The 20,698-nt window shown below is 58.4% G+C and carries 19 protein-coding genes; 15 read left to right on the forward strand and 4 right to left on the reverse strand.

What is annotated here, in order from left to right; genetic code table 11:
* Window positions 1-18 precede the first annotated feature (18 nt).
* Window positions 19-1,656, reverse strand: coding sequence for a long-chain-fatty-acid--CoA ligase (locus ACN1C3_RS12240; protein ID WP_419116064.1), 1,638 nt, complete (start codon window positions 1,654-1,656; stop codon window positions 19-21).
* Between the two features lie 375 nt (window positions 1,657-2,031).
* Window positions 2,032-3,300, reverse strand: coding sequence for an OprD family porin (locus ACN1C3_RS12245; RefSeq protein ID WP_419116065.1), 1,269 nt, complete (start codon window positions 3,298-3,300; stop codon window positions 2,032-2,034).
* Between the two features lie 446 nt (window positions 3,301-3,746).
* Here ACN1C3_RS12245 and ACN1C3_RS12250 point away from each other — a divergent pair, with 446 nt between their 5' ends.
* Window positions 3,747-4,760 (forward strand): AraC family transcriptional regulator ligand-binding domain-containing protein, encoded by a 1,014-nt coding sequence (locus ACN1C3_RS12250; RefSeq protein ID WP_419116066.1) that lies wholly within the window; start codon window positions 3,747-3,749, stop codon window positions 4,758-4,760.
* Between the two features lie 96 nt (window positions 4,761-4,856).
* Window positions 4,857-5,090: a hypothetical protein gene (locus tag ACN1C3_RS12255; protein WP_419116067.1), complete on the forward strand. Its 234-nt coding sequence runs from the start codon at window positions 4,857-4,859 to the stop codon at window positions 5,088-5,090.
* A gap of 84 nt (window positions 5,091-5,174) precedes the next feature.
* Here the strand turns inward: ACN1C3_RS12255 and ACN1C3_RS12260 are convergent, their stop codons facing one another.
* Window positions 5,175-5,696 carry a transporter suffix domain-containing protein gene (locus ACN1C3_RS12260; RefSeq protein WP_419116068.1) on the reverse strand — a complete coding sequence of 174 codons (522 nt, stop codon included), beginning with the start codon at window positions 5,694-5,696 and terminating at the stop codon, window positions 5,175-5,177.
* A gap of 235 nt (window positions 5,697-5,931) precedes the next feature.
* On the opposite strand from ACN1C3_RS12260, the gene ACN1C3_RS12265 reads away from it, so the two are divergent.
* The 6 genes from ACN1C3_RS12265 to ACN1C3_RS12290 all read left to right on the forward strand — a co-directional run bounded on the left by ACN1C3_RS12265 (window position 5,932) and on the right by ACN1C3_RS12290 (window position 11,638).
* On the forward strand, window positions 5,932-7,035 hold the full coding sequence (locus ACN1C3_RS12265; RefSeq protein ID WP_419116069.1) for an AI-2E family transporter: 1,104 nt from the start codon (window positions 5,932-5,934) through the stop codon (window positions 7,033-7,035).
* Window positions 7,036-7,109: 74 nt separating this feature from the next.
* The gene (locus ACN1C3_RS12270; protein WP_419116070.1) at window positions 7,110-8,612 is read left to right on the forward strand and encodes an efflux transporter outer membrane subunit; all 1,503 of its coding nucleotides are present in this window, start codon (window positions 7,110-7,112) and stop codon (window positions 8,610-8,612) included.
* Complete coding sequence (locus ACN1C3_RS12275; protein ID WP_419116071.1) at window positions 8,605-9,744, forward strand: HlyD family secretion protein; 1,140 nt, start codon at window positions 8,605-8,607, stop codon at window positions 9,742-9,744. The genes ACN1C3_RS12270 and ACN1C3_RS12275 overlap by 8 nt, the downstream gene beginning before the upstream one ends.
* On the forward strand, window positions 9,734-10,774 hold the full coding sequence (locus tag ACN1C3_RS12280) for a DUF2955 domain-containing protein (protein WP_419116072.1): 1,041 nt from the start codon (window positions 9,734-9,736) through the stop codon (window positions 10,772-10,774). Before ACN1C3_RS12275 ends, ACN1C3_RS12280 begins: the two co-directional genes overlap by 11 nt.
* Before the next feature lie 11 nt (window positions 10,775-10,785).
* On the forward strand, window positions 10,786-11,235 hold the full coding sequence (locus ACN1C3_RS12285) for a potassium channel family protein (RefSeq protein WP_419116073.1): 450 nt from the start codon (window positions 10,786-10,788) through the stop codon (window positions 11,233-11,235).
* A gap of 268 nt (window positions 11,236-11,503) precedes the next feature.
* Entirely contained in the window at window positions 11,504-11,638 is a 135-nt protein-coding gene (locus tag ACN1C3_RS12290; protein WP_419116074.1) for a hypothetical protein, read from the forward strand.
* A gap of 20 nt (window positions 11,639-11,658) precedes the next feature.
* Here ACN1C3_RS12290 and ACN1C3_RS12295 read toward each other — a convergent pair whose 3' ends face one another.
* The gene (locus ACN1C3_RS12295) at window positions 11,659-12,333 is read right to left on the reverse strand and encodes a DUF3313 domain-containing protein (protein ID WP_419116075.1); all 675 of its coding nucleotides are present in this window, start codon (window positions 12,331-12,333) and stop codon (window positions 11,659-11,661) included.
* Window positions 12,334-12,712: 379 nt separating this feature from the next.
* Between ACN1C3_RS12295 and trbK the strand changes: the two genes are divergently transcribed.
* The 7 genes from trbK to ACN1C3_RS12330 all read left to right on the forward strand — a co-directional run bounded on the left by trbK (window position 12,713) and on the right by ACN1C3_RS12330 (window position 20,567).
* Window positions 12,713-12,886, forward strand: a complete 174-nt coding sequence (trbK, locus tag ACN1C3_RS12300; protein ID WP_419116076.1) for an entry exclusion lipoprotein TrbK — start codon at window positions 12,713-12,715, stop codon at window positions 12,884-12,886.
* A 126-nt stretch (window positions 12,887-13,012) separates the two neighbouring features.
* Window positions 13,013-13,897 carry a helix-turn-helix domain-containing protein gene (locus tag ACN1C3_RS12305; RefSeq protein WP_419116077.1) on the forward strand — a complete coding sequence of 295 codons (885 nt, stop codon included), beginning with the start codon at window positions 13,013-13,015 and terminating at the stop codon, window positions 13,895-13,897.
* A gap of 149 nt (window positions 13,898-14,046) precedes the next feature.
* Window positions 14,047-15,405, forward strand: a complete 1,359-nt coding sequence (locus ACN1C3_RS12310) for a glutamine synthetase family protein (protein WP_419116078.1) — start codon at window positions 14,047-14,049, stop codon at window positions 15,403-15,405.
* A 54-nt stretch (window positions 15,406-15,459) separates the two neighbouring features.
* Window positions 15,460-16,548 carry a polyamine ABC transporter substrate-binding protein gene (locus ACN1C3_RS12315; protein ID WP_419116079.1) on the forward strand — a complete coding sequence of 363 codons (1,089 nt, stop codon included), beginning with the start codon at window positions 15,460-15,462 and terminating at the stop codon, window positions 16,546-16,548.
* A gap of 52 nt (window positions 16,549-16,600) precedes the next feature.
* On the forward strand, window positions 16,601-17,899 hold the full coding sequence (locus ACN1C3_RS12320) for an NAD(P)/FAD-dependent oxidoreductase (protein WP_419116080.1): 1,299 nt from the start codon (window positions 16,601-16,603) through the stop codon (window positions 17,897-17,899).
* A gap of 54 nt (window positions 17,900-17,953) precedes the next feature.
* A complete protein-coding gene (locus ACN1C3_RS12325; RefSeq protein ID WP_419116081.1) occupies window positions 17,954-19,696 on the forward strand; it encodes an amidohydrolase in 1,743 nt (580 codons plus the stop codon).
* Window positions 19,697-19,790: 94 nt separating this feature from the next.
* Window positions 19,791-20,567 (forward strand): TorF family putative porin, encoded by a 777-nt coding sequence (locus ACN1C3_RS12330; protein ID WP_419116082.1) that lies wholly within the window; start codon window positions 19,791-19,793, stop codon window positions 20,565-20,567.
* Window positions 20,568-20,698: the final 131 nt, after the last annotated feature.

Raw genomic sequence — 20,698 nt, forward strand, 5'->3', positions numbered from 1 at the left:
CCAGATAGCAGTGATGGGTCAGGCTTGTGCCTGGTTTAGGGGAGGGCTTTGTGTATCGCCGCCAGTCGATGACTGGCGCTCGTAGTGATCGCGATAGCGCTCGCGCAGGGCGAGTTTGAATAGCTTGCCGGTGGCGGTCAGGGGCATGTCCTCGATGAACAGGACGTCATCGGGTATCCACCATTTGGCAACCTTGTGTTCGAAGAAAGCCAACAACTCAGCGGCATCGACTTGCGTGTCAGGCTTGGCAACAGCGACCAGCAGAGGGCGTTCACCCCAGCGTTGGTGATCGCAGGAAATGCAGGCAGCCATGTGTATTTTGGGATGGGCCATGGCGATGTTTTCCAGGTCGATGGAGGAGATCCACTCGCCACCAGACTTGATGACATCTTTGCAGCGGTCGGTGATCAGTAGGTAACCCTCTTCGTCGATGGTGGCCATGTCACCCGTGTCGAACCAGCCTTCGGTCAACGCCGTTGAGTCGCTCTGGTAGTAATCACGGACCACCCAATTGCCACGCACCATAAGGTTGCCTGGGTGTTGTCCGTCCCGGGGCCGGGTTATACCCACCTCATCGACCGTGCGCATTTCGATGCCGAACAACTCGCGTCCCTGCTTGGCCAACACCCGGATTCTGGTTTGACTATCCTCGCCATCGTGCCTGGGCAGCAGACGGCAAGCTGTTCCCAGGGGCGACACTTCGGTCATGCCCCAGGAGTGAGTGACATCGATGCCTAGCTCATGGAGTGCGCTGAACATCGCTGGCGGACAGGCTGATCCTCCGATGTAGGCTCTGCGCAGGGTCCGCGGTCGCTGACCACTGGCCTGGAGGGTTTCGATATAGCCCTGCCAAACGGAAGGCACGCCTGCTGAAAAGGTCACGCCTTCGCCGTCACACAGTGCTTGCAGAGATGAGCCATCCAGCCGGCTACCTGGCAGGACCAGCTTGGAACCCGCCATCAGCGCCGTATAGGGCAGTCCCCAGGCGTTGACGTGAAACATGGGCACCAGCGGCATTACCACGTCGTGTGCCGAGATACCCATCGCGTCGGGATGAGAGGCGGCGTATGCCTGGAGCAGCGTGGAGCGGTGGGAGTACAAGACGCCCTTGGGTTGCCCGGTAGTTCCCGAGGTGTAGCACAGACCCGAAGCGGTGTTCTCATCGAACTCGGGCCAGCGCTCAAGGGCGTTGGCCTGGCGAAGCAATGCCTCGTAACTCAGAGAATCTTTGGCATGGTCGATGTCGGTTAGCGCGATCCAGTGACGCACGCTTGGACATTGCCCGGTGATCTGAGCGATCAGCGCCGCAAAGCCGATGTCGTAACACACCGCGACGTCCTGGGCATGATTGATGATGTAGACAATCTGTTGCAGATGCAGCCTGGGGTTGACGGTATGGCAGACCGCGCCGAGCCCTGAAACACCGTAGTAGATTTCCAGATGGCGATAGCCGTTCCAGGCCAATGTAGCTATCCGATCACCCTGAGTGATTCCCAGCCCCAGAAGGGCACCGGCCAGTTGTTTGCTGCGTTGCTCGCAGTCGGCATAGGTGTAACGATGGAGACTGCCATCGGCAAGCTGCGACACCACTTCATGGCTACCGGAGTTACGTGCCGCGTGGGTGATGATCGAAGAAATGAGAAGAGGTTGGTTCATCATTCCGCCATGTAACAGCATGGTTAAGTCTCCATTATTTTTATTAGTAAGCAGTCTTTTGGACGGCTGGATAGAGTGTTTCGGTTAGTGGCGGACTTGCACTACCTGCCACTGTGTTGTGATCTGTTTAATGGTGTCTCTTGGTCAAGGTCGCTTTAACCATTGGTACAGCGCTAGCTTAGCCAGTGAGGTATCGGGCTTGAAATAACCCGATCCGCCTATTTATTTGCATATCACGCCAGACTTGTTAGATGCGGGGATCGTGTTAGGGGATGCAGTACGCTTGGGGCTTATTGGTCATATGAAGGGGGCGCGGGGCGTGGCCCGCAAGTGCAGCGTCGCTGGTACGTTCGTTAACTGGATGAGCCCAGTCGTTTACCAGATTGGCAGGCTATAACTGACGATCAGGCGGTTCTCATCCAGGTCGCTGCCAAAGTGGGTCGAACGAACTGTCGCATTGCGCCATTTCACTCCGAGGTTTTTCAGCGGGCCACCCTGTATCACATAGCCGATGTCGGTATCGCGTTCCCACTCCTTGCCTTCGGGACGGTTGCTGCCCAGGTCAATGTTCGAGCCGTTGATGTAGCGGCTCATCAAGGTCAGGCCGGGGATCCCGATCGCGGCGAAGTTGTAGTCATAGCGCGCCTGCCAGGACTTTTCGTCCTTGCTGGCGAAGTCGCCGATCTGTACGAAGTTCACCAGGAACGCATCGCTGCCGTTGATGTAGGCGTAGCCGGTGTCGCCGCTCATGGCTTGATAGCCGAGCCCGAAGGCGTGCCCACCCAGGGCGTAGGTGAACATGGCGCCCAGCGCGCGGTTGTCAATGTTGCTGCCGCCGTCGTCGGTGGAGCGGGCGAAGCGCAGATCAGTCTTGAACGACTGGCCCGTGGTCACCGGCAATACATAAGTCAGGTTTACCAGGTGCTGGCTGTAGAAGTTGTCGAGATGACCGTAGCTGTAACCGGTGGCGAGGTTGCTGGTCCATTTGTAATTCAGGCTGGCGAAATCGAAGCTGTCACTGTCCAGATGACGCGTCGTGATGCCCTTGGCACCGGTTCGGGTGATACCCATGTCCTCATAGTTCGAGGAGTCACGCTGGTTGACCTGAGTCAGTCGCCCGGCATCCACGGTCAGGCCTTCAACTTCCAGCGACGTCAACTGGCCGCCCTCGAAGGTTTGTGGCAACAGCCGTGAATCGTTGGCCAATACCGTCGGCAGCTTGGGCTGCTGGGTGCCGAGTCTCAGCACGCTTTTGGAGGCGCGCAACTTGGCGGTCAGACCCAGTTCGCCGTACTCGTCCTGCGCGCCTTTGCGGGTGTCGCTGTGGCGTTTGAGCAGGCCGGAACCGGCGCGGTCGGGGCTGGAATCAAGTTTGACGCCGAGCAGGCCGATGGCGTCGAAACCGACACCGATCAAGCCTTCGGTGAAGCCAGACTCGTAGCGCAACAGGAAGCCCTGGGCCCACTCTTCTTGCTTGGATTGAGGGGCGTTGGTTTGGCGATAGTCGCGGTTGAAGTAGAAGTTGCGCAGTTCCAGGCTGGCCTTGCTGTCCTGGATAAAATCCGCAGCGGCGGGGGCCGAGAGGCTGATGACGCCGCCGGCCAGCAACAGACGGGTAGCGAGGGTGCAGGTGTTACGGTCCATGGTGAAATCCCTTATTTTTATTATGGAACAACGGGTTCCCGCATCGCGCTTCAGGGCTCGATGTTCGGGGTAATACTTCGAAAGGGTGGTCGGGTCTGGAACGGCCCTCGCCAAACGGGTGAGGGTCTATCGATAAAAAAACGCGGATACAGAAATGAGGGGCGCAGGTACCGCGTGAGGTTTAATCGTCAGAATTGCTCGGTAGTCAGGTCTCCATTTTTATTCTGGATGGACTGTTTTTTGGATGGCCCGGTATGGGGTGCTGCAGTTCGTGATTGGCTTGTATTACCTGTTACTTGTGTTTTGATATGGCTCTCGGTCCGGGTAGCGTTCGGTGTCGATTGAGCCTTAGCTTAACCAGCTACTTATCGGGCTTGAAATAACCCGATACGCCGAATTATTTGCATATCACGCCAGTCTGGCGATGCGCAGGGGAGTGGGGACGCGTGGATCATCCGGTGGATAACACCTTGTCTATGACCTTCGTCCAGGGACTGTTACAGGGGGCTACCAGTATCTGTAGCCGCACCGACATACAGGGTTTTGTCACTGCAGCAGGTATCGCCCAACACTTGCTGGGAACGCCTGACGCGAGGGTGACTTACGATCAGTTTGTGCGCTTGTACCAGCAAGTGGCCGTAGGCAGTGGCGACGAAATGATGGGGTTATGGTCCCGGCGTATTCGTAGTGGCACGCTCAAGTACTTGTGCTTGAGCCTTCTTGACGCGAGTTCCCTTTCCAACGCCATGTACCGTTTCACTCGATTCTGGAACTTGTTGCTTGATGACTACCAGCTCGGTTACACCGAAGAGTCGGGCACGATTGTGATCTCCCTCGAAACACGAGACAGCACCGCCAAGCTGCAGCGCTTCGGCCATGAGTTAATGATGAAGCTGGCTCATGGTGTTGCGTCATGGTTGATTGGGCAGGAAATTCCTCTGTGCAGCGTAATGTTTTCCTTTCCACGGCCGGTGTATGCCTCGGAGTACATGCACATGTTCCCTGCACCGATCCGCTTCCAGCAACCCTGCACAACACTCTGTTTTGACCTTGAGTGGGGGGAGCGCAGATTTCGCCGCAATAAGGCCGAGCTACTGCCCTTTCTCAAGGCCGCCCCACGCTACTGGTTGTTCACCACGTTGAAAGAGCGTTTGGTGGCTCAGCAGGTGCGCCAATACTTACTGTCGAACCTAAAGCATGATGACAGTTTGCAGGGCGCTGCCAGCGCGCTGCTCATGTCCACTCGCACATTGACCCGCAGGCTTAAGGAGGAGGGTACTAGCTACCAGCTGGTCAAGGACGCCTTACGTCGAGATATCGCTGTGCAGCAGCTGATTCACACGGATCTCTCGATCACTCAAATTGCATTGGGATTAGGCTTTGACTCCAACGCAGTATTCCATCGCGCGTTTCGGGGGTGGACAGGCAGTACACCTGGGGCCTACCGGCAGCACTGCTAGGTGGACACCATCGCCCTAAGCGTTGGGATCTCAGGAAGGTCTATTAGTCGGACGCTTACGTTCGCTCGTCAACGCCAAATGCCAAATTGCTCACTCATGCTGCCTCTGCCAATTGCGGTAGAAGTGACCGCGTTGTTTGCCTTGAAGAAGGGCATTACTGCGCAACAGGTGGTCGCTGACTATTTTGACGATACCGAACCGACCTCATTGATCAGACGCATGATCGAGCCGGAAGAAGTGGCATGCAGTGTTCTGCACCTGGCGGCGTCACCGGCGCTCAATGGAATGGCAATGCGTGTGGAGGGTGGAACCATACGTTCGATACTTTGAAACGCCGATGGCCTTCACTCCAAACGCGCACCGCACCTGATCATGAGTCACCTGTCAGCGACATGCTCAACACCCTGGCCGATGCTATTGCGCATTGACCACCCGTGCGGTTCGGATGAACAAGGCGCGAACCTTGTCCCAGAAATTTCCGCCCAGTACGAAAAAGCTGCCAATCAGCATGGCGTCGCCCAGCATCTGGAGCTGCCAGATATTCGGTCTGAGCCCAGGCCAGATGCTATCGATGTAGGGTTCAAGAAAGGATGAGATCAGTGGCAGGCAGAACATGACCAGGCCAATGCGGTGACGAGCCGGGCCCACCTCGGTTTCTGCGCTGGGAGCCAACGCGGACACGTAGCTAAATAGACGGCTTTTCAACTGCTGAAAACCGGCCTTGCCCATGATCGCGATGACGAGGATCAGCAGAACCTTGTTGCCGATAAACAGGATGCCTGTCAGCGCCGCAATCTTTGTGCCGGGTACATCGACCGCCGCAGCGAGAGGCACCAGTAGCCACGCTGCTGGCATCAAACAGATCAATGCGACCCCCAATTTGAAGCGCCAGCCGGCTGAAGCGGGCGCAACGGTGTTCTGGTCGGGACTCGTCATGTTCGTACCTTCCTTCTTGTGATTAACTCGCTGTTGATTGTGTCCTGCTCAAAAAAGCTTATCTCTGGTGGGTACGCCGTCGAACCAACACCGTGAACTCACACTGTGTCTGGAGTTTAGACGGTCTTGAGGGGCCGCAAGCGGGCCAATGCGCAGATCCCTCTCATCGCCTGTTGAGCGTCTATGCTGGGATTACCGAACTCATTCCTTTGCAGCACCTGCAAGGAGGCAATCAATGGTGCCCACGCCCACTTCCGAAAAGGCGCTTTCCTATGGCCTGCTTGATGTACTGATTCGCGCCGGGATGATCGCCGTTCTGGTGATTTTTTGCTTCCAGATCTTCTACCCATTCCTTGACCTGATGCTGTGGTCGGTGATCCTGGCGATCACCCTCTACCCACTGCAAGGCAGGCTCAAGGGCATGCTGGGTAACAACGAGGGGTACACCGCGACGCTGATCGTGTTGATCTCCATCGGTATCCTCATGGTGCCGATCTACCTGTTGGGCACCTCGATTGCGGACTCGGTGGCGAGTGTCATGACCATGGTCAAGAGTGGCGGCATCCATATTCCTCTACCGGCCGATTCAGTAGCCGGGTGGCCACTGGTGGGCAAGCCGCTGTATGGTTTCTGGCTGCAAGCCGCCACCGACCTGCCCGATCTGGCGCAGAAGTTCATACCGCAGATCAAAGGGGTCAGTCTCTCCCTGTTAGGCAAACTCGCCGGTGTCGGCATGGGTTTTCTCATCTTCTTCTTCGCCCTGATCATCGCCGGTATCTTCATGGCCTATGGTGAGAATGGTGCCCGCAGCGCGGTGCAGATCTCTTCGCGCATCAGCGGTCCGCTCAAGGGGCCGAAACTCACCGAACTGTGCACCGCCACCATCCGTGCGGTGGCGCTGGGTGTGGTCGGCATCGCCTTCATCCAGATGGTACTGATTGGCGTCGGCTTCGTGCTCAAGGGCATCCCTGGCGCAGGTCTGCTCGCCCTGGCGGTGCTGCTGCTTGGCATCATGCAGTTACCGGCCACGCTGATTACTATTCCAGTGATCGTCTTTGTCTTCGTGACTGAGGGTGCCAGCACGGCGACCATTGTGTTTGCCATCTATATCTTCGTTGCCGGCCTGTCCGATAACGTACTCAAGCCACTGCTGTTGGGGCGCGGTGTCGATGTGCCGATGCCGGTGGTGCTGATCGGCGCCTTGGGTGGCATGGTCGCCAATGGCATCATCGGTCTGTTCATCGGCCCGGTGATACTTGCGGTCGGTTATCAGCTGTTCTGGCAATGGGTGAAGGACCAGCCGCAAGGTGGCGGACCAGCCGACCAGCCCAAGAGCTGACGCGCCCCATGTTTCCTTCATGTCGCCCGGGCCGGGTACTTCTGATAGAGGGGCTCCTGATAGGGGGGCTCCTGATGGGGGGACTGGGCCTTGGCGGCTGTGCGCGCCTGGGGCCGGACTTTCAGTCACCGCGCGAAGCGTGGGTCGAGCACTGGAACAGCCCCGCACTTGAGCAGGCCAGCCAGCAGCGTCCACAACCCGATACCCGTCAGTGGTGGCAGGTCTTCGCCGATCCGGTCCTCGACCGTCTGATTAGCGATGCTGATGCTCACAACGCCAGCCTGAAGGTTGCCGGCCTGCGCGTGATGGAAGCTCGCGCCCAACTGGGCATTGCCCAAAGCGGACGCTATCCGCAATTGCAGCAGGCCAGCGCTGACAGCCTGTACGTACACCGCAACCAATACGGTGGGAGCAACCCCCAGAACAGCCATTTCTGGCAATACAGCGCCGGTTTTGACATCGCTTGGGAGCTGGATTTCTGGGGGCGTTTCAGCCGTGCCATCGAGTCAGCCGATGCCGGTTTCTTCGCCGCCCAGGCCAATTATGAGGACGTACTGGTGCTGCTGCGGGCCCAGGTGGCCGATACTTATTTCGCGCTGCGCACCACTGAAGCGCGTTTGCGCGTCGCCCGCGAGAACGCCGGGCAGCAAAAGCGCAGTTTTGAAATCACCGAAAAGCTGTTCAACAGCGGTCAGAATGCCGAGCTCGACCTGCAACAGGCCAAGACCCAGTACCTGGGCACCCTGAGCAGCATCCCCGACCTCGAAGACCAGGTTTCGCGCACTCGCAATGCATTGGCCGTGCTGATCGGACAACCGCCCGGCAGGCTGGCGCAGCTTGCCGAGACAGAAGGGCTGATTCCACTGGTTGACCGCGCGGTGCTGCAGGACGTACCGGCCAACCTGCTGCTGCGCCGCCCGGACGTGCGCGCTGCCGAACTCAACGTCGCCGCCCAATCGGCGCTCATCGGCGTGGCCGAAACCGACTTGTACCCGTCGCTGAGCCTGCTGGGCAGCATCGTCTGGTCCGCCAATTCACTGGGCGGTACCTCCAATAATCTGGACCTGATCGGCGGCCCCAGTCTGCGCTGGAACCTGTTCGACCACGGCCGAATCACCAACAACGTGCGGGTGCAGGATGCCCGCTTGCAGCAGTTGATCGAGGTCTACCGCGACACCGTACGCCAGGCCGCGCGCGAGGCCGATGATGCGGCCTACGGCCTGACCAAGTCGCTGGAGCGCGAACGCATCCTGCGCGAGGCAGAGTTGGCCGCCAAGCGCTCGTTGGTCCTGGCCAGCACCCAGTACCGAGAGGGTTATTCGGATTTCCAGCGGGTGCTCGATGCTCAGAGCGCGCTGCTCAATCAGCAGGATAACTACCTGCTCAGCCGCAGCAATGCAGTGAGCAATCTGATTGCCCTGTACAAGGCCCTTGGAGGGGGCTGGTACAGCGCCCAGCCGAGAGTTGATCAAGCCACCCGCGAGCAGATGCGCAAACGCACTGACTGGGGCGACCTGCTGGATGAACCCACCGCCAGCCCCACCCCGACGCCACGCGAGGTAAAAAGCAATGAGTGAAGCCGCGCAGCCCACCCCCGAGGCGCCTGCCCCCAAAGCGCCAGAGCCTGCCGCCGACCCTGCTAAAAAGGGCATCAAGTGGGTGATGTTGCTGATCGTTCTGAGCCTGGTCTGGTACCTGCTGGCTGACCGCTTCACCCCCTATACGCAACAGGCCCGGGTCCAGGCTTTTGTGATTCCGGTGGCCTCAGAAGTGGCGGGGCGGGTGACCCGAGTGCAGGTGCGCAACAATCAGGACGTCAAGGCTGGCGACGTCCTCTTCGAGGTGGATCGGCAGGCGTATCAGATCGCCGTCGACCGCGCGCACGCCGACCTTGAGTCGACACGCCGACAAATCGGCGCCAGCACCGCCGGCATCGAATCCGCGCAGGCGTCCTTGCGGGCTGCCCAGGCCAACGAACTCAAGACGAGGCAAGATAACCAACGCCTTGAAGGCCTGCACCGCGAAGATCCCGGGACCATTTCCGTGCGGCTGCTCGAAGTGTCTCGCGCCAACCACGAACAGGCCATCAGTCAGGTCGCCGCCGCCCGGGCCGAAGTTCAACGCGCGCGTGAACAACAGGGCGGCAACGACGAAGAGAACGCTCTGCTGCGCAGCTCCGCCACCGCTCTGGCGAAAGCCGAACTGGACTTGGCCAATACCCAGGTACGAGCGCGCTCAGCCGGGCTGATCACCGATCTGCGTACTGATACCGGGCTATTTGCAGCTGCCGGAAGCCCGGTCATGACCCTGATCGCCATCCACGATGTGTGGGTCAGTGCGGACATGACCGAGAACAACCTGGGCCGGGTCGAACTTGATACCCCGGTTGCCATTGTGCTGGACGCCTTGCCCGGCGAGGTATTCGAGGGGCGTGTGCGCAGCATTGGCTACGGTGTCAGCGTGGGGCCGAGCACGGCGCCGGGTACCCTGCCGAGTGTGCAGAACAGCCGCGACTGGCTGCGTCCGGCCCAGCGCTTTCCAGTGATTATCGAGTTTTCCCCTGACGCGTCGGCCAGATTGCGCGACATCCGTGGCGTCCGCGCTGGTGGCCAGGCCGAAGTCATGGCGTTCCCCAGCCCGGGCAATCCGCTCAACCCGCTCGGCCGCTTGTTCGTGCATCTAATGAGCTGGCTGTCCTATGCCTATTGAGAGCGGGCCTACTAAGCGCGAGCCCCGCGTTCAGCGTGCGCTGCGCCTGGCCAGCGGCACGGCGTTGTGCCTCGCCGCCAGCTTCGGACTGGAACTGCCGATCCCCTTTATCGCCCCCGTGCTTGGCCTGATGCTCCTGGCCACAGTCAACCGCCCGCTGTCGCTCAAGGCCGGACTGGGCCTTGCGCTGGTAGCAATGTTGACCACCGGCAGCGGCCTGCTGCTGATCCCGGTCCTGCGTTATTACCCCGTCAGCGGCGTGCTGCTGATTGGCCTGGGCCTGTTCCTGGCCTTCCATTTTGGTCTGCGCGGCGGTAACAACCTGATCGTCACCTTTCTGGTGATTGGCCTGACCATGATTTCCGCGGCCGGCACCGCGGATTTCGGCCTGGCCACTCTGGTCATCGGCGCGCTGGTCAAGGGCCTGCTCCTCGCCGTCATGGTGTTGTCCTTCAGTCATTGGCTATTTCCAGAACCGACCAGCGGGCAGTCGCCGCCAGCCGCCCCAGTCTTGCCGGCCGAAGAGGCCAGATGGGTAGCGCTGCGTGCCACCCTGGTCGTGCTACCGGCCTTCCTGTTGGCGCTGATCGATCCGGCCAGCTATCTGCCGATCATCTTGAAGGCCGTCAGCCTCGGCCAACAGAGCTGCACAACGACGGCTCGCAATGCCGGTCGCGAGTTGCTCGGCTCGACCCTGCTGGGTGGCCTGCTGGCGATCCTGTTCTGGTTCGCCCTCGGCCTGTTTGTGCATCTGTGGATGTTCTTCCTGTGGATGCTGCTGTTCGGTTTGCTGCTGGCGCGCAAGCTGTATGCCCTGAGCCCGACCCGGCAAACCCCGGGTTTCTGGCTGAACAGCCTGGTGACCATGATCATCCTGCTCGGCCAGTCGGTACAGGACAGCGCCGCCGGCAAGGATGTCTACACCGCGTTCGCCGTGCGCATGGGGCTGTTCATTGTCGTCACTCTATATGCCTGCCTGATGGTCCACTTGCTCGACCAACGTCGCCGCGTGCGGCAGCCTGCGCGCTGAAGAGGTTAACCATGCTGCTCAATCTGCTGACCGGTCTCCCCGTGATGTTGCTCTGCCTGCTGCTACAGGCCATGTTCGCGGCCAAGTGCCTGCACTACTACGCGCACTTCAGGCATGCCAAACGAGGCCGCGATTCGCAGTTACTGGATATCTTGTCGCTATCGATGGTGATGCTGCTGATGTTGCTCGGCAATTTCGTGCAGATGATCATCTGGGCCGCGCTGTTTATGCTCCTCGGCGAATTTGGCGAGTTCGCCACCGCGCTTTATCACTCGGGGGTCAACTTCGCCACCTTGGGCTATGGCGATATCGTCATGACCGAACGCTGGCGTCTGCTCGGCCCGCTGGAAGCGGCTAACGGTATCCTGATGTTTGGCGTCTCCACCTCGGTGATGACCGCTGCAGTGATGGATGTCATCAAGCACAACTTCGCCAGGCTACAGCAGAGCAAACGGCCATAGGCTAGGCAAGAAAAAGCCGGGGTATGAGACGCTATGCGAACCGTAGCAGCTGGCGAAGCCTGCGTTCGGCGGCGCAGCAGTCGTAAAATCAGGCGCTGCGGTATTCCAGATAAACCGTGGAAGCAGGATCTGCGGCTGCTGCGCAGCCGAACGCAGCCTTCGGCAGCTGCTACGAGGAATGTGCGAAGCCAGAAACTCCCTCAACTGACCAGCATTGGGGTATGCCTTAGATATGCAGTATTCAGCCTCAGGCGCTGGCATCGGCCTCATGCTTGTTCGCGAAGGCCATGAGCACCTCCAGATCGAGCACATCCAGCTTGATCCGGGCGATAAAGTCGCAGAAGGCACGTTACCGTTCGCTCTGCACATTCACAGTCACCGCCAACCCAGCCGTGATGGCTGAGTCGGCGAAAATACCCGCTGCTACTTGATGAACGCCTGCAAGTCGCTGGTCAGCTCCTTGATCGCCGCTTTGAAATCATTGGCGGTCACCTGCTGGCTGGTATTCTCCAGGGTTTTACCAAAGACTTTGCGCACCACTTTGGCCACTGGCTTACCGCTTGCCGCGTCTATAAATTGCGCCTCGATATACAGCTCGGTGTCTTGATCGCGGTGCCCTGTGGCGGCGGACACACTGCCAACCACTGCCGCGACTGGAACCACTTCATACCATTTCATGCCCTGGTTGGAGGCGCTGACGCCGGTGATCGCCGCCCGCATGACCAGCGCTCGTGAACCGGCGCGCACGTCTTTCATCGTCGGAACCACCCGGTATTTCTGCTCAAGTACGCCCTTGGCGCTGGACGTCATGTAAGCCTGCAATTGTTGCAGGGTTTGCATATTGACGCGCTCGTTCGGCTTCGGCGCGGGATAAAGCTCGAGCCCTTTGAACACCACCGTGTCGTAGGCGTTGGGTTTGAAGTCCGGGGCGACCCAGCGCATCACCGGGCTGCCACTTGGGGAGGTGGCTTCCTTCAGGTCGCTGTAGTTGGGGAGGAACCCGGAATACTGTTCCTTTTCGGTCATTTTCGAGGTGCAACCGCCGAGAAGCAGGCTGGTCAGTGCAACGCCGACAAGCAATTTTCGGGACAGGCTCATAGTTTTTCACTCCAGTGATTGAGACGCTCTATGCAGTTGTCGGGCGCTAAACGTGCCCGGACCAGTCGTTGTCGTAATTGGCGCACTTGTCGGGTTCATGCTGAGATCTTTCGCAGTGTCGTGAGTCCCTCGAGAAAGCCGATTAACTGCTCGCCCGAAATCCGTCTTCTCTGTGCAGAGAATAGGTACGAATACGCAATTATCCAGTCGTCATTCTCTTGTCGGTTTAAAGAGTGATTATCCAGATGAGTGTGCGGTACACGACTGCGCAGTCGGTAGACATGGATTAGGCTGACGACTGCACAGGGAGGCTAATAAAGTGTGCTTTAAACAGGCATCCAGTTTTGCAGGTTAGAGAACGTCACGTCAGGACAAAACGATGGACATTAAATGGCTCGCCGCTGTTTCTTTATTGCTATTGGTTCTTACGGGCTGCGAAAGCAAATACGAAGTCAATGACAAGAATTGCGCCCCCGAAAACTTTAAAAAGCTACCGAACAATCAGAAACGGACCAACTTTATCAGTGCGTGTCTGCAGCGCCAGACGCCTTGATGGGCTGTCACTGAGCCGAAAGGGTATCTTGCGCTGCTTTTTCCACGCTGCTAGGGTGCGCTAATAATAATTAACACTGACCCTGTCCTGGCGTGTCTGCGCAGGGATACAAGGAAGGAAAGCAGCATGCAGATTCAATCGCACGATACTGCGGATGTGGATCAGCAACTGGTCATCGCCGGTTGGCAGGAGCATTACCAGCAGATGTCGCCCGGTTATTTTCAGGGCAAGGTGGTGCACCTGGAGCTGGGCGGCGTTGAGGTGTATGAAGAGCGGATGAACACGCGGATAGAGCAGCATTTTCATGCGCCCGCTGATTCATTGGTGTTCAGTTTTGATACGCAGAATGGCTCGCTGTATTTGCTCAACGAAGAAACTCAAAACACCTGGATCACGCCGGAGAACTATAAAGAAGTCGCGGTGGTGATTGGTCCTCAGTACCTGAAGCAACTCGATAGCCCGAATCTGAGCAACCTTGATGGATTGTTCCTGACCCCGCTGGTTTCCCAGCAGAGCCAGGTCTTCGGTCGCTGGTTGAGCAGCACGCTGCAACAGCTGGTCTCAGAGCAACCCCCGCAAGTCGAGGAGGGCCTGGCGCAACAGCTGGTCGACGATTGTCTGTATATCCTCGACTGCCCGAGCCAGACGCTGGATCGCGCCAGCCAGAAACACCTGGCCCATGATCGGCGGCTCATTCAGCGGGTTTTCGATTTGGTCATGGCGTGCCCGCAAGAGCATTTCAATGTGCTGCAACTGGCCAGTGGCGCCGGGGTTTCTGTGCGACAGTTACAGCAAAGCTTCACCTCCTTTACCGGTGTGTCGCCCAGCCAATGGCAGCGGCTGCGCCGGTTGAACTTCGCGCGCCGCGATTTGCTGCGCACATCCGCAGGTGAAACCACCGTGGCGGAAATCGCCATGCGTTGGTCATTCTGGCACTTGGGGCGCTTTTCGGAAGCCTATCGCGGCCTGTTCGGCGAGCTTCCCAGCTGCACGCTCTTACGCCGTCGCTGAATCACCTGTCCGTTGTTCATGCCCCAAAATGAGGCATGAACAACGGCGTAAATCGGATAGAAGCCGGCATCCTCCCGATTGCACTATCTCCTTGAAGCACGGAACTGGGCTGCCATGGGGCGCCCAGGCATTTCCCTGTACGAGGCGTTATGAAAGGCAATCTGGATCGACTGAGCCAATGGCTCAAAGAAAACAAAATCACTGAAGTCGAGTGCCTGATCTCGGACCTGAGCGGCATCGCTCGGGGCAAGATATCTCCGACCAACAAGTTCCTCAACGAGCAGGGCATGCGCCTGCCGGAGAGTGTCTTGTTGCAGACCGTCACCGGCGATTACGTTGAAGACGATATCTACTACGAGCTGTTGGACGCGGCGGATATCGACATGCACTGTCGCCCGGACGAAGGCGCGGTATTCCTGGTGCCATGGGCGCTGGAGCCCACCGCTCAGGTCATCCACGACACCTATGACAAACAAGGCAATCCGATTGAACTGTCGCCGCGCAATATCCTGAAAAAGGTGTTGAGGCTCTACACGGAGCGCGGCTGGAAGCCCATCATCGCGCCTGAAATGGAGTTCTACCTGACTCAGCGCAGCCCTGATCCGGATTACCCGTTAAAACCACCGATCGGCCGTTCCGGTCGCCAGGAGACCGGGCGTCAGTCCTACTCGATCGAGGCGACCAACGAGTTCGATCCGTTGTTCGAAGACATGTATGACTGGAGCGAGGCCCAAGGGCTGGACCTGGATACGTTGATTCACGAAGAAGGCACCGCGCAGATGGAGATCAACTTCCGTCACGGTGATCCGTTGTCCCTGGCCGATCAGATCATCGTCTTCAAGCGAACCCTGCGCGAAGCCGCCCTCAAACACGATGTCAGCGCCACCTTCATGGCCAAGCCAATGACGGGCGAGCCGGGTAGTGCGATGCATTTGCACCAGAGCGTGGTGGATCTGAAAACCGGTGTGTCGGTGTTCTCCAATCCCGATGGCAGCATGAGTGAGCTGTTCATGCACCACATTGGCGGGTTGCAGAAATACATTCCTGAAACCCTGCCGCTGTTCGCGCCCAACGTGAACTCGTTCCGTCGTTTTCTACCCGACACCTCGGCGCCGGTTAACGTCGAGTGGGGCGAGGAAAACCGTACGGTCGGCCTGCGCGTGCCGGATTCGGATCCGCAGAATCGTCGGGTCGAAAATCGTCTGGCCGGTGCTGATGCCAACCCTTATCTGGCCCTGGCGGCCAGCCTGTTGTGCGGTTACGTGGGCATGGTCGAGGGGGTCGAGCCAAGTCCGGCGGTGGTCGGTCGCGGTTATGAGCGGCGCAACCTGCGCCTGCCGCTGACCCTGGAGGCGGCGCTGGAGCGCATGGAGCACTCGGACATCACCAAAGAGTACCTGGGCGAGCGTTTCACCAAAGGCTTTGTCGCGGTCAAACGGGTCGAGCACGAGAACTACAAGCAGGTCATCAGCTCCTGGGAGCGTGAGTACCTGATGCACAGCGTGTAATGCCCCACCTTTGGTGAACACATTCTCAAATGTACCCACAGCAAGGACATGTGAATGAAACGTATCGCGCTAAAACTCGTGCTCACGACGCTTTGCGGTCTGGCTGGCCAGGCGTCGGCGCAAGAAATGGTGAACATCTATAACTGGACCGATTACATCGCCGAAACCACCCTCGTGGACTTCCAGCGGGCAACCGATATCAAGCCGGTTTATGACGTTTTCGATTCCAATGAAACCCTGGAAGGCAAGTTGCTGGCCGGGCACACCGGCTATGACGTGGTGGTGCCGAGCAATCACTTTCTCGGTCGTCAGATCAAGGCCGGGGCGTTCCAGAAACTCGACAGGGCACAGCTGCCGAACTGGAAGAATCTCGACCCGGTGTTGCTCAAACGTCTGCAAGCCAACGATCCGGGCAATCAGTACGCCGTGCCGTATTTGTGGGGCACCAATGGCATTGGTTACAACGTCGAGAAGATAAAGCAGGTGTTGGGCGTCGACACCATCGACTCCTGGAGCATGCTGTTCGAGGTCGAGAACCTCAAGAAGCTGCAAGCCTGTGGCGTTGCCTTCATGGACTCCGCAGACGAAGCCTTGCCGGCAATGCTCAACTACCTGGGGCTCAATCCCAACAGCACCCGGCTTGAGGATTACAAGGTCGCCGAGCGCAAACTGCTGACCTTGCGTCCTTACATCACCTATTTCCATTCCTCCAAGTACGTCTCGGATCTGGCCAACGGAAATATCTGTGTCGCGTTCGGTTATTCAGGCGATGTGTACCAGGCAATCCATCGTGCCGAGGAGGCCGGGAATGGCGTGAAAATCGCCTACACCGTCCCGAAGGAGGGCGGCAACCTGTGGTTCGACATGTTGGCGATTCCGGCCGATGCCAAGAACCCCGAACAAGCCCATGCGTTCATCAACTACCTGCTCAAACCGGAGGTGATTACCAAGGTCAGCGATTATGTGGGCTACGCCAACGCCAATACCCAGGCCACGGCGCTGATGAGTGCGGACATCACTGGCAATCCATCGATCTACCCACCTGAATCGGTACAGGCAAAGCTCTACGTTTCGACGGAGCTGCCGCCCGACATCATGCGCTGGATGAATCGCTCCTGGAGCAAGCTCAAGTCCGGTCGTTAACCCCTGCGCCGGGCGGAGACCTGCGCCCGGCAACTGATAGGCAGTACCCCTTATGACGTCCCTGTTTTCTTCACCGCAGACGTACTACAGCGCCACTCGAAATCGTCAGCTCGACTGCCCGCCACTTGAAGGCCAGGCACAGGCGGATGTGTGCATCGTCGGTGCTGGTTTTACCGGATTGAACACGGCGATTGAACTGGCTGAGCGAGGTCACTCGGTCATTGTTCTGGAGGCACACCAGATAGCCTGGGGCGCCACCGGCCGCAATGGTGGTCAGCTGATTCGTGGCATTGGCCACGACCTTGGCGGCCACGAAAAATCCATCGGTAGCGAAGGCGTAAAGGTGCTTGAGCAATTGGGCCTGGACGCGGTTGATCTTGTCCGTCAGCGCGTGCAGCAGCATGACATCGAGTGTGATTTGCGCTGGGGTCATTGCGAACTGGCCAATACCCCTCGACATTTCGAGAACCTGCTAGCGGAGCAGGAAGCCCTCAAACACCTGGGATATCCCCATAAAGTCGAGCTGGTCGAACAACGTGACATGCACCGCGTGGTCGGTTCTGACCGCTATGTCGGCGGCCTGATAGACGAGGGGTCGGGGCATCTGCATCCACTCAATCTGGCATTGGGCGAGGCCGCTCTGGCCCAACGCCTGGGTGTTCGCTTGTGCGAGAACAGTGCGGCCATTCGTATCGACTATGGCCGTCGCATTCGTGTGCACACGGCCAACGGTGTGGTTCACGCCAAGACGCTGGTGCTCGCGGGCAATGCTCATCTGGGCGATCTGGAACCGGCACTCAGCGGCAAAGTGCTCGCGGCTGGCAGCTACGTCGTAGCGACTGAACCGTTGAGCGAGGCCCTTGCCCAGACACTGATACCCGCTAACCGGGCGCTGTGCGATCAGCGGGTAGGGCTCGATTACTATCGCCTGTCGGCGGATCGCCGGCTGCTGTTTGGTGGCGCGTGTCACTACTCAGGACGGACGCTAAAGGATATCGCCGGCTACATGCGTCCGAAAATGCTCGAGGTGTTCCCACAGCTCGCGGCAAAACGCATCGACTTTCAGTGGAGCGGGATGATTGGCATCGGTGCCAACCGACTGCCGCAGATTGGCCGCTTGCAGGCTCAACCTAATGTGTTCTATGCCCAGGCTTACGCCGGACATGGGATCAACACCACGCACATGGCGGCTCGGTTGGTGGCCGAAGCCATCAGCCTTGAACACAGCCAGGGCTTCGACCTGTTCGCCAGCGTGCCGCACATGACCTTTCCCGGCGGCAAACTGCTGCGTTCTCCGTTGTTGGCACTGGGCATGTTCTGGTACCGGCTCAAGGAAATCGCAGGCCGCTGATTCGGTCAGTCGCCAATGGCAACACCACGATAACAACAAAAAAAGGACGTTCAGATGAAGCGATTTACCCCGTGCGTATTGGCTGCAATGTTAACGCTCCCCTCGCTGCAGGCCATGGCTGCGGCTGACCTGGTACTGACCAATGGCAAGGTGTTTACCGGCATTCCCGGTCAGTCCCTGGCCAAGGCAGTGGCGGTAGAAAACGGCAAGATTCTCAAGGTCGGTAGCGATGCAGACATCAACGCATTGGCCGATGCGCACACCCAGCGCATTGATCTGGCGGGCAAGGTGCTGATGCCAGGGATGATTGATAGCCATAGCCATCCGGTGGTTGCTGCCCTCGACAGTTTGGGTGCCAACTTGCTGGACGAAGTAAAGCCGTTGCCAGCGCTTGAGCAATGGATCATCGAGCAGGATCAGGCGGGCAGGGCGCGTGCCGGTGACGTGATCAGCATTGCCGGGGTCAGTTCGGCGTATTGGGAACAAAGCCGTGAGCTCGGCAAACGCTTCAATCAGGGGCGCTGGGCCGATCAACCGGTGGTCCTGAGCGGGATTGACGGTCATACCGGCTGGGCCAACAACGCCATGCTCAAACGTCTGAAAATCGATGCCGCGCTGGTCAAAAGCCTGCCGGAAAAAGAGCGCAGCTATGTGGGCCACGAAGCGGACTTCACGCCCAATGGTTACTTTGCCGAGTCTCGTTGGGACCGGGTACGCAACCAGATTCCAGCGCCCAGCGACGAGGTCATGCTGAAGGCCGCCCGCGAGGCGGTGAAAATCAATAATCAATATGGCGTCACCGCCTGGATGGACGCCGCGGCGAATGCCGGCCATGTCGATTCGCTGTTCGATTTCACTGCAACAGAGCAGAGTTACGGCGTACTGCCGCTTTACCGCGAACTGGCAGAGAAGGGCGAACTCAGCGCGCACGTCGCCGCTTTGCTGCTCACCAATCCGAAAAGCAAGCCGGCCGACCTCGAGGTACTGGCCAAGGTAATGAAGAAATTCGAGGGTGTGCCCAACCTGACCTTCCCGGGCATCAAAGTATTTGCTGACGGCATTCTGGAGTTTCCAGGGCAGACCGCAGCGGTCATTGTCCCCTTCAAGAACAGTCATAAAAACGGTCAGCTGCTGATCGACCCTGCGCACTTTGGTGAGCTGGTGGTAGCGGCGGAGAAGCGCGGCTGGATCGTGCACATGCACGCGGTCGGCGACCGAGCTGTGCGTGAGTCACTCAATGGCTTTGAATATGCGCGCACGCTCAACCCAACGCCGATCGCCCATAGCATCAGCCACCTGCAACTGGTCAACCCCAAAGAGTTTCCACGCTTCAAGCAGCTTGGCGTGATCGCTTCCATGCAACTGCTGTGGGCCACCGGCGAGACGTACACCGTAGAACTGGTCAAACCCTATATCAGCGCGTTTGCTTACGGTTATCAGTACCCTGCCAAGTCGCTGCATAACGCTGGCGCGGTCATCGCCGGTGGCAGTGACTGGCCGGTGTCCAGCCCCAATCCGTGGAATGCCATCGCTCAGGCCAGCACTCGCAAAGGCCCCCTGGGTGTGCTGAACGCCAAGGAAAGCATTGATCGCCAGACCATGTTCTACGCCTACACCATCAACGCCGCCAAAGCCCTGCGGCTGGATCAGCAGATTGGTTCGCTGGCACCCGGCAAACAGGCCGATCTGATCATCCTCGACCGTGATGTATTCAAGGTCAGCGACGACGAGTTGTTCGATACAAAGGTCTTGAAGACCTTTTTCGCCGGCAAACAGGTTTACGCCCCCGACGCCTGACAACCACAGCTGACGCCGCGCTGCACCCCTGTGGGAGCGAGCAAGCTCGCTCCCACAAGAGCCCCCGCACACTCATAAAAATAAGAGAATCCATATGAACGCATTGTCTGTCTTCGTGCTTGCCGGCCTGGCACTGTCGCCACTGCTCAGCGCTCAGGCGCTGGAACTCAACGACCACTTCGTCCTCGCCATTACTCCCACGCTGGTCAGTGATTATCGCGCCAGCGGCATCTCGCAAACCCTGGGCGATCCTGCCGCGCAACTGGCGATCACCCTCAACCACTCCAGCGGCTTGTATGCCGGCATCTGGACCTCGAATGTCGATTTTGGTCATGACTCCAGCACGCGCCAGGAGATCGAGTACTACGGCGGCTATTTTTGGCAAATCAACGACAACATCAGCCTCGACACCTTCTATACACAGTACGAATACCCGCGTGAGAGCCAATACAACCAGAGTGACATCCAGTCCACCCTGGACGTGTACGGCGTCTTGCTCGGCGGCAAATACGTCAACAACATGAAAGGCCCTGACTTCGAGGATGAGAATGGTAATTTCCAGAAGGGCAAAAAAGACGAAGACGTTTCTTCGGTGTTTATTGGCTACCGCGCCGTGCTGCCTGCGGAAATCGGCCTGGAAGCGCGTTATGAATACGTCGACTACAAGGACGACGTATTCTTCAGCGCCAACGGCAACAGCCGGCCCGACTACCACGATTGGGAGATTAAACTCAGCCGTGACTTCGTCGGCATTACCTGGGGCCTGAGCTATATCGATACTGACCTTTCGAAAACCGAGTGCCTGAGCTTTACCGGTTACGACGACCTGTGCGGCGCAACACTGGTGGCCAGCGCCGGCAAGACATTCTAAAACACGATAGTTCGACCGTGTTGTGGTGCTCTCCCTGCCAGTTTTCATCCCTTGGTCATTTTTGAGCAACGTATCAAGGAGGGCTTTTTATTTTGGGGTTTTAGTCATATTGTAGAGTTATCTACTTTTTA

It is taken from the genome of Pseudomonas sp. H11T01, assembly GCF_048515765.1.
GTDB lineage: Bacteria > Pseudomonadota > Gammaproteobacteria > Pseudomonadales > Pseudomonadaceae > Aquipseudomonas.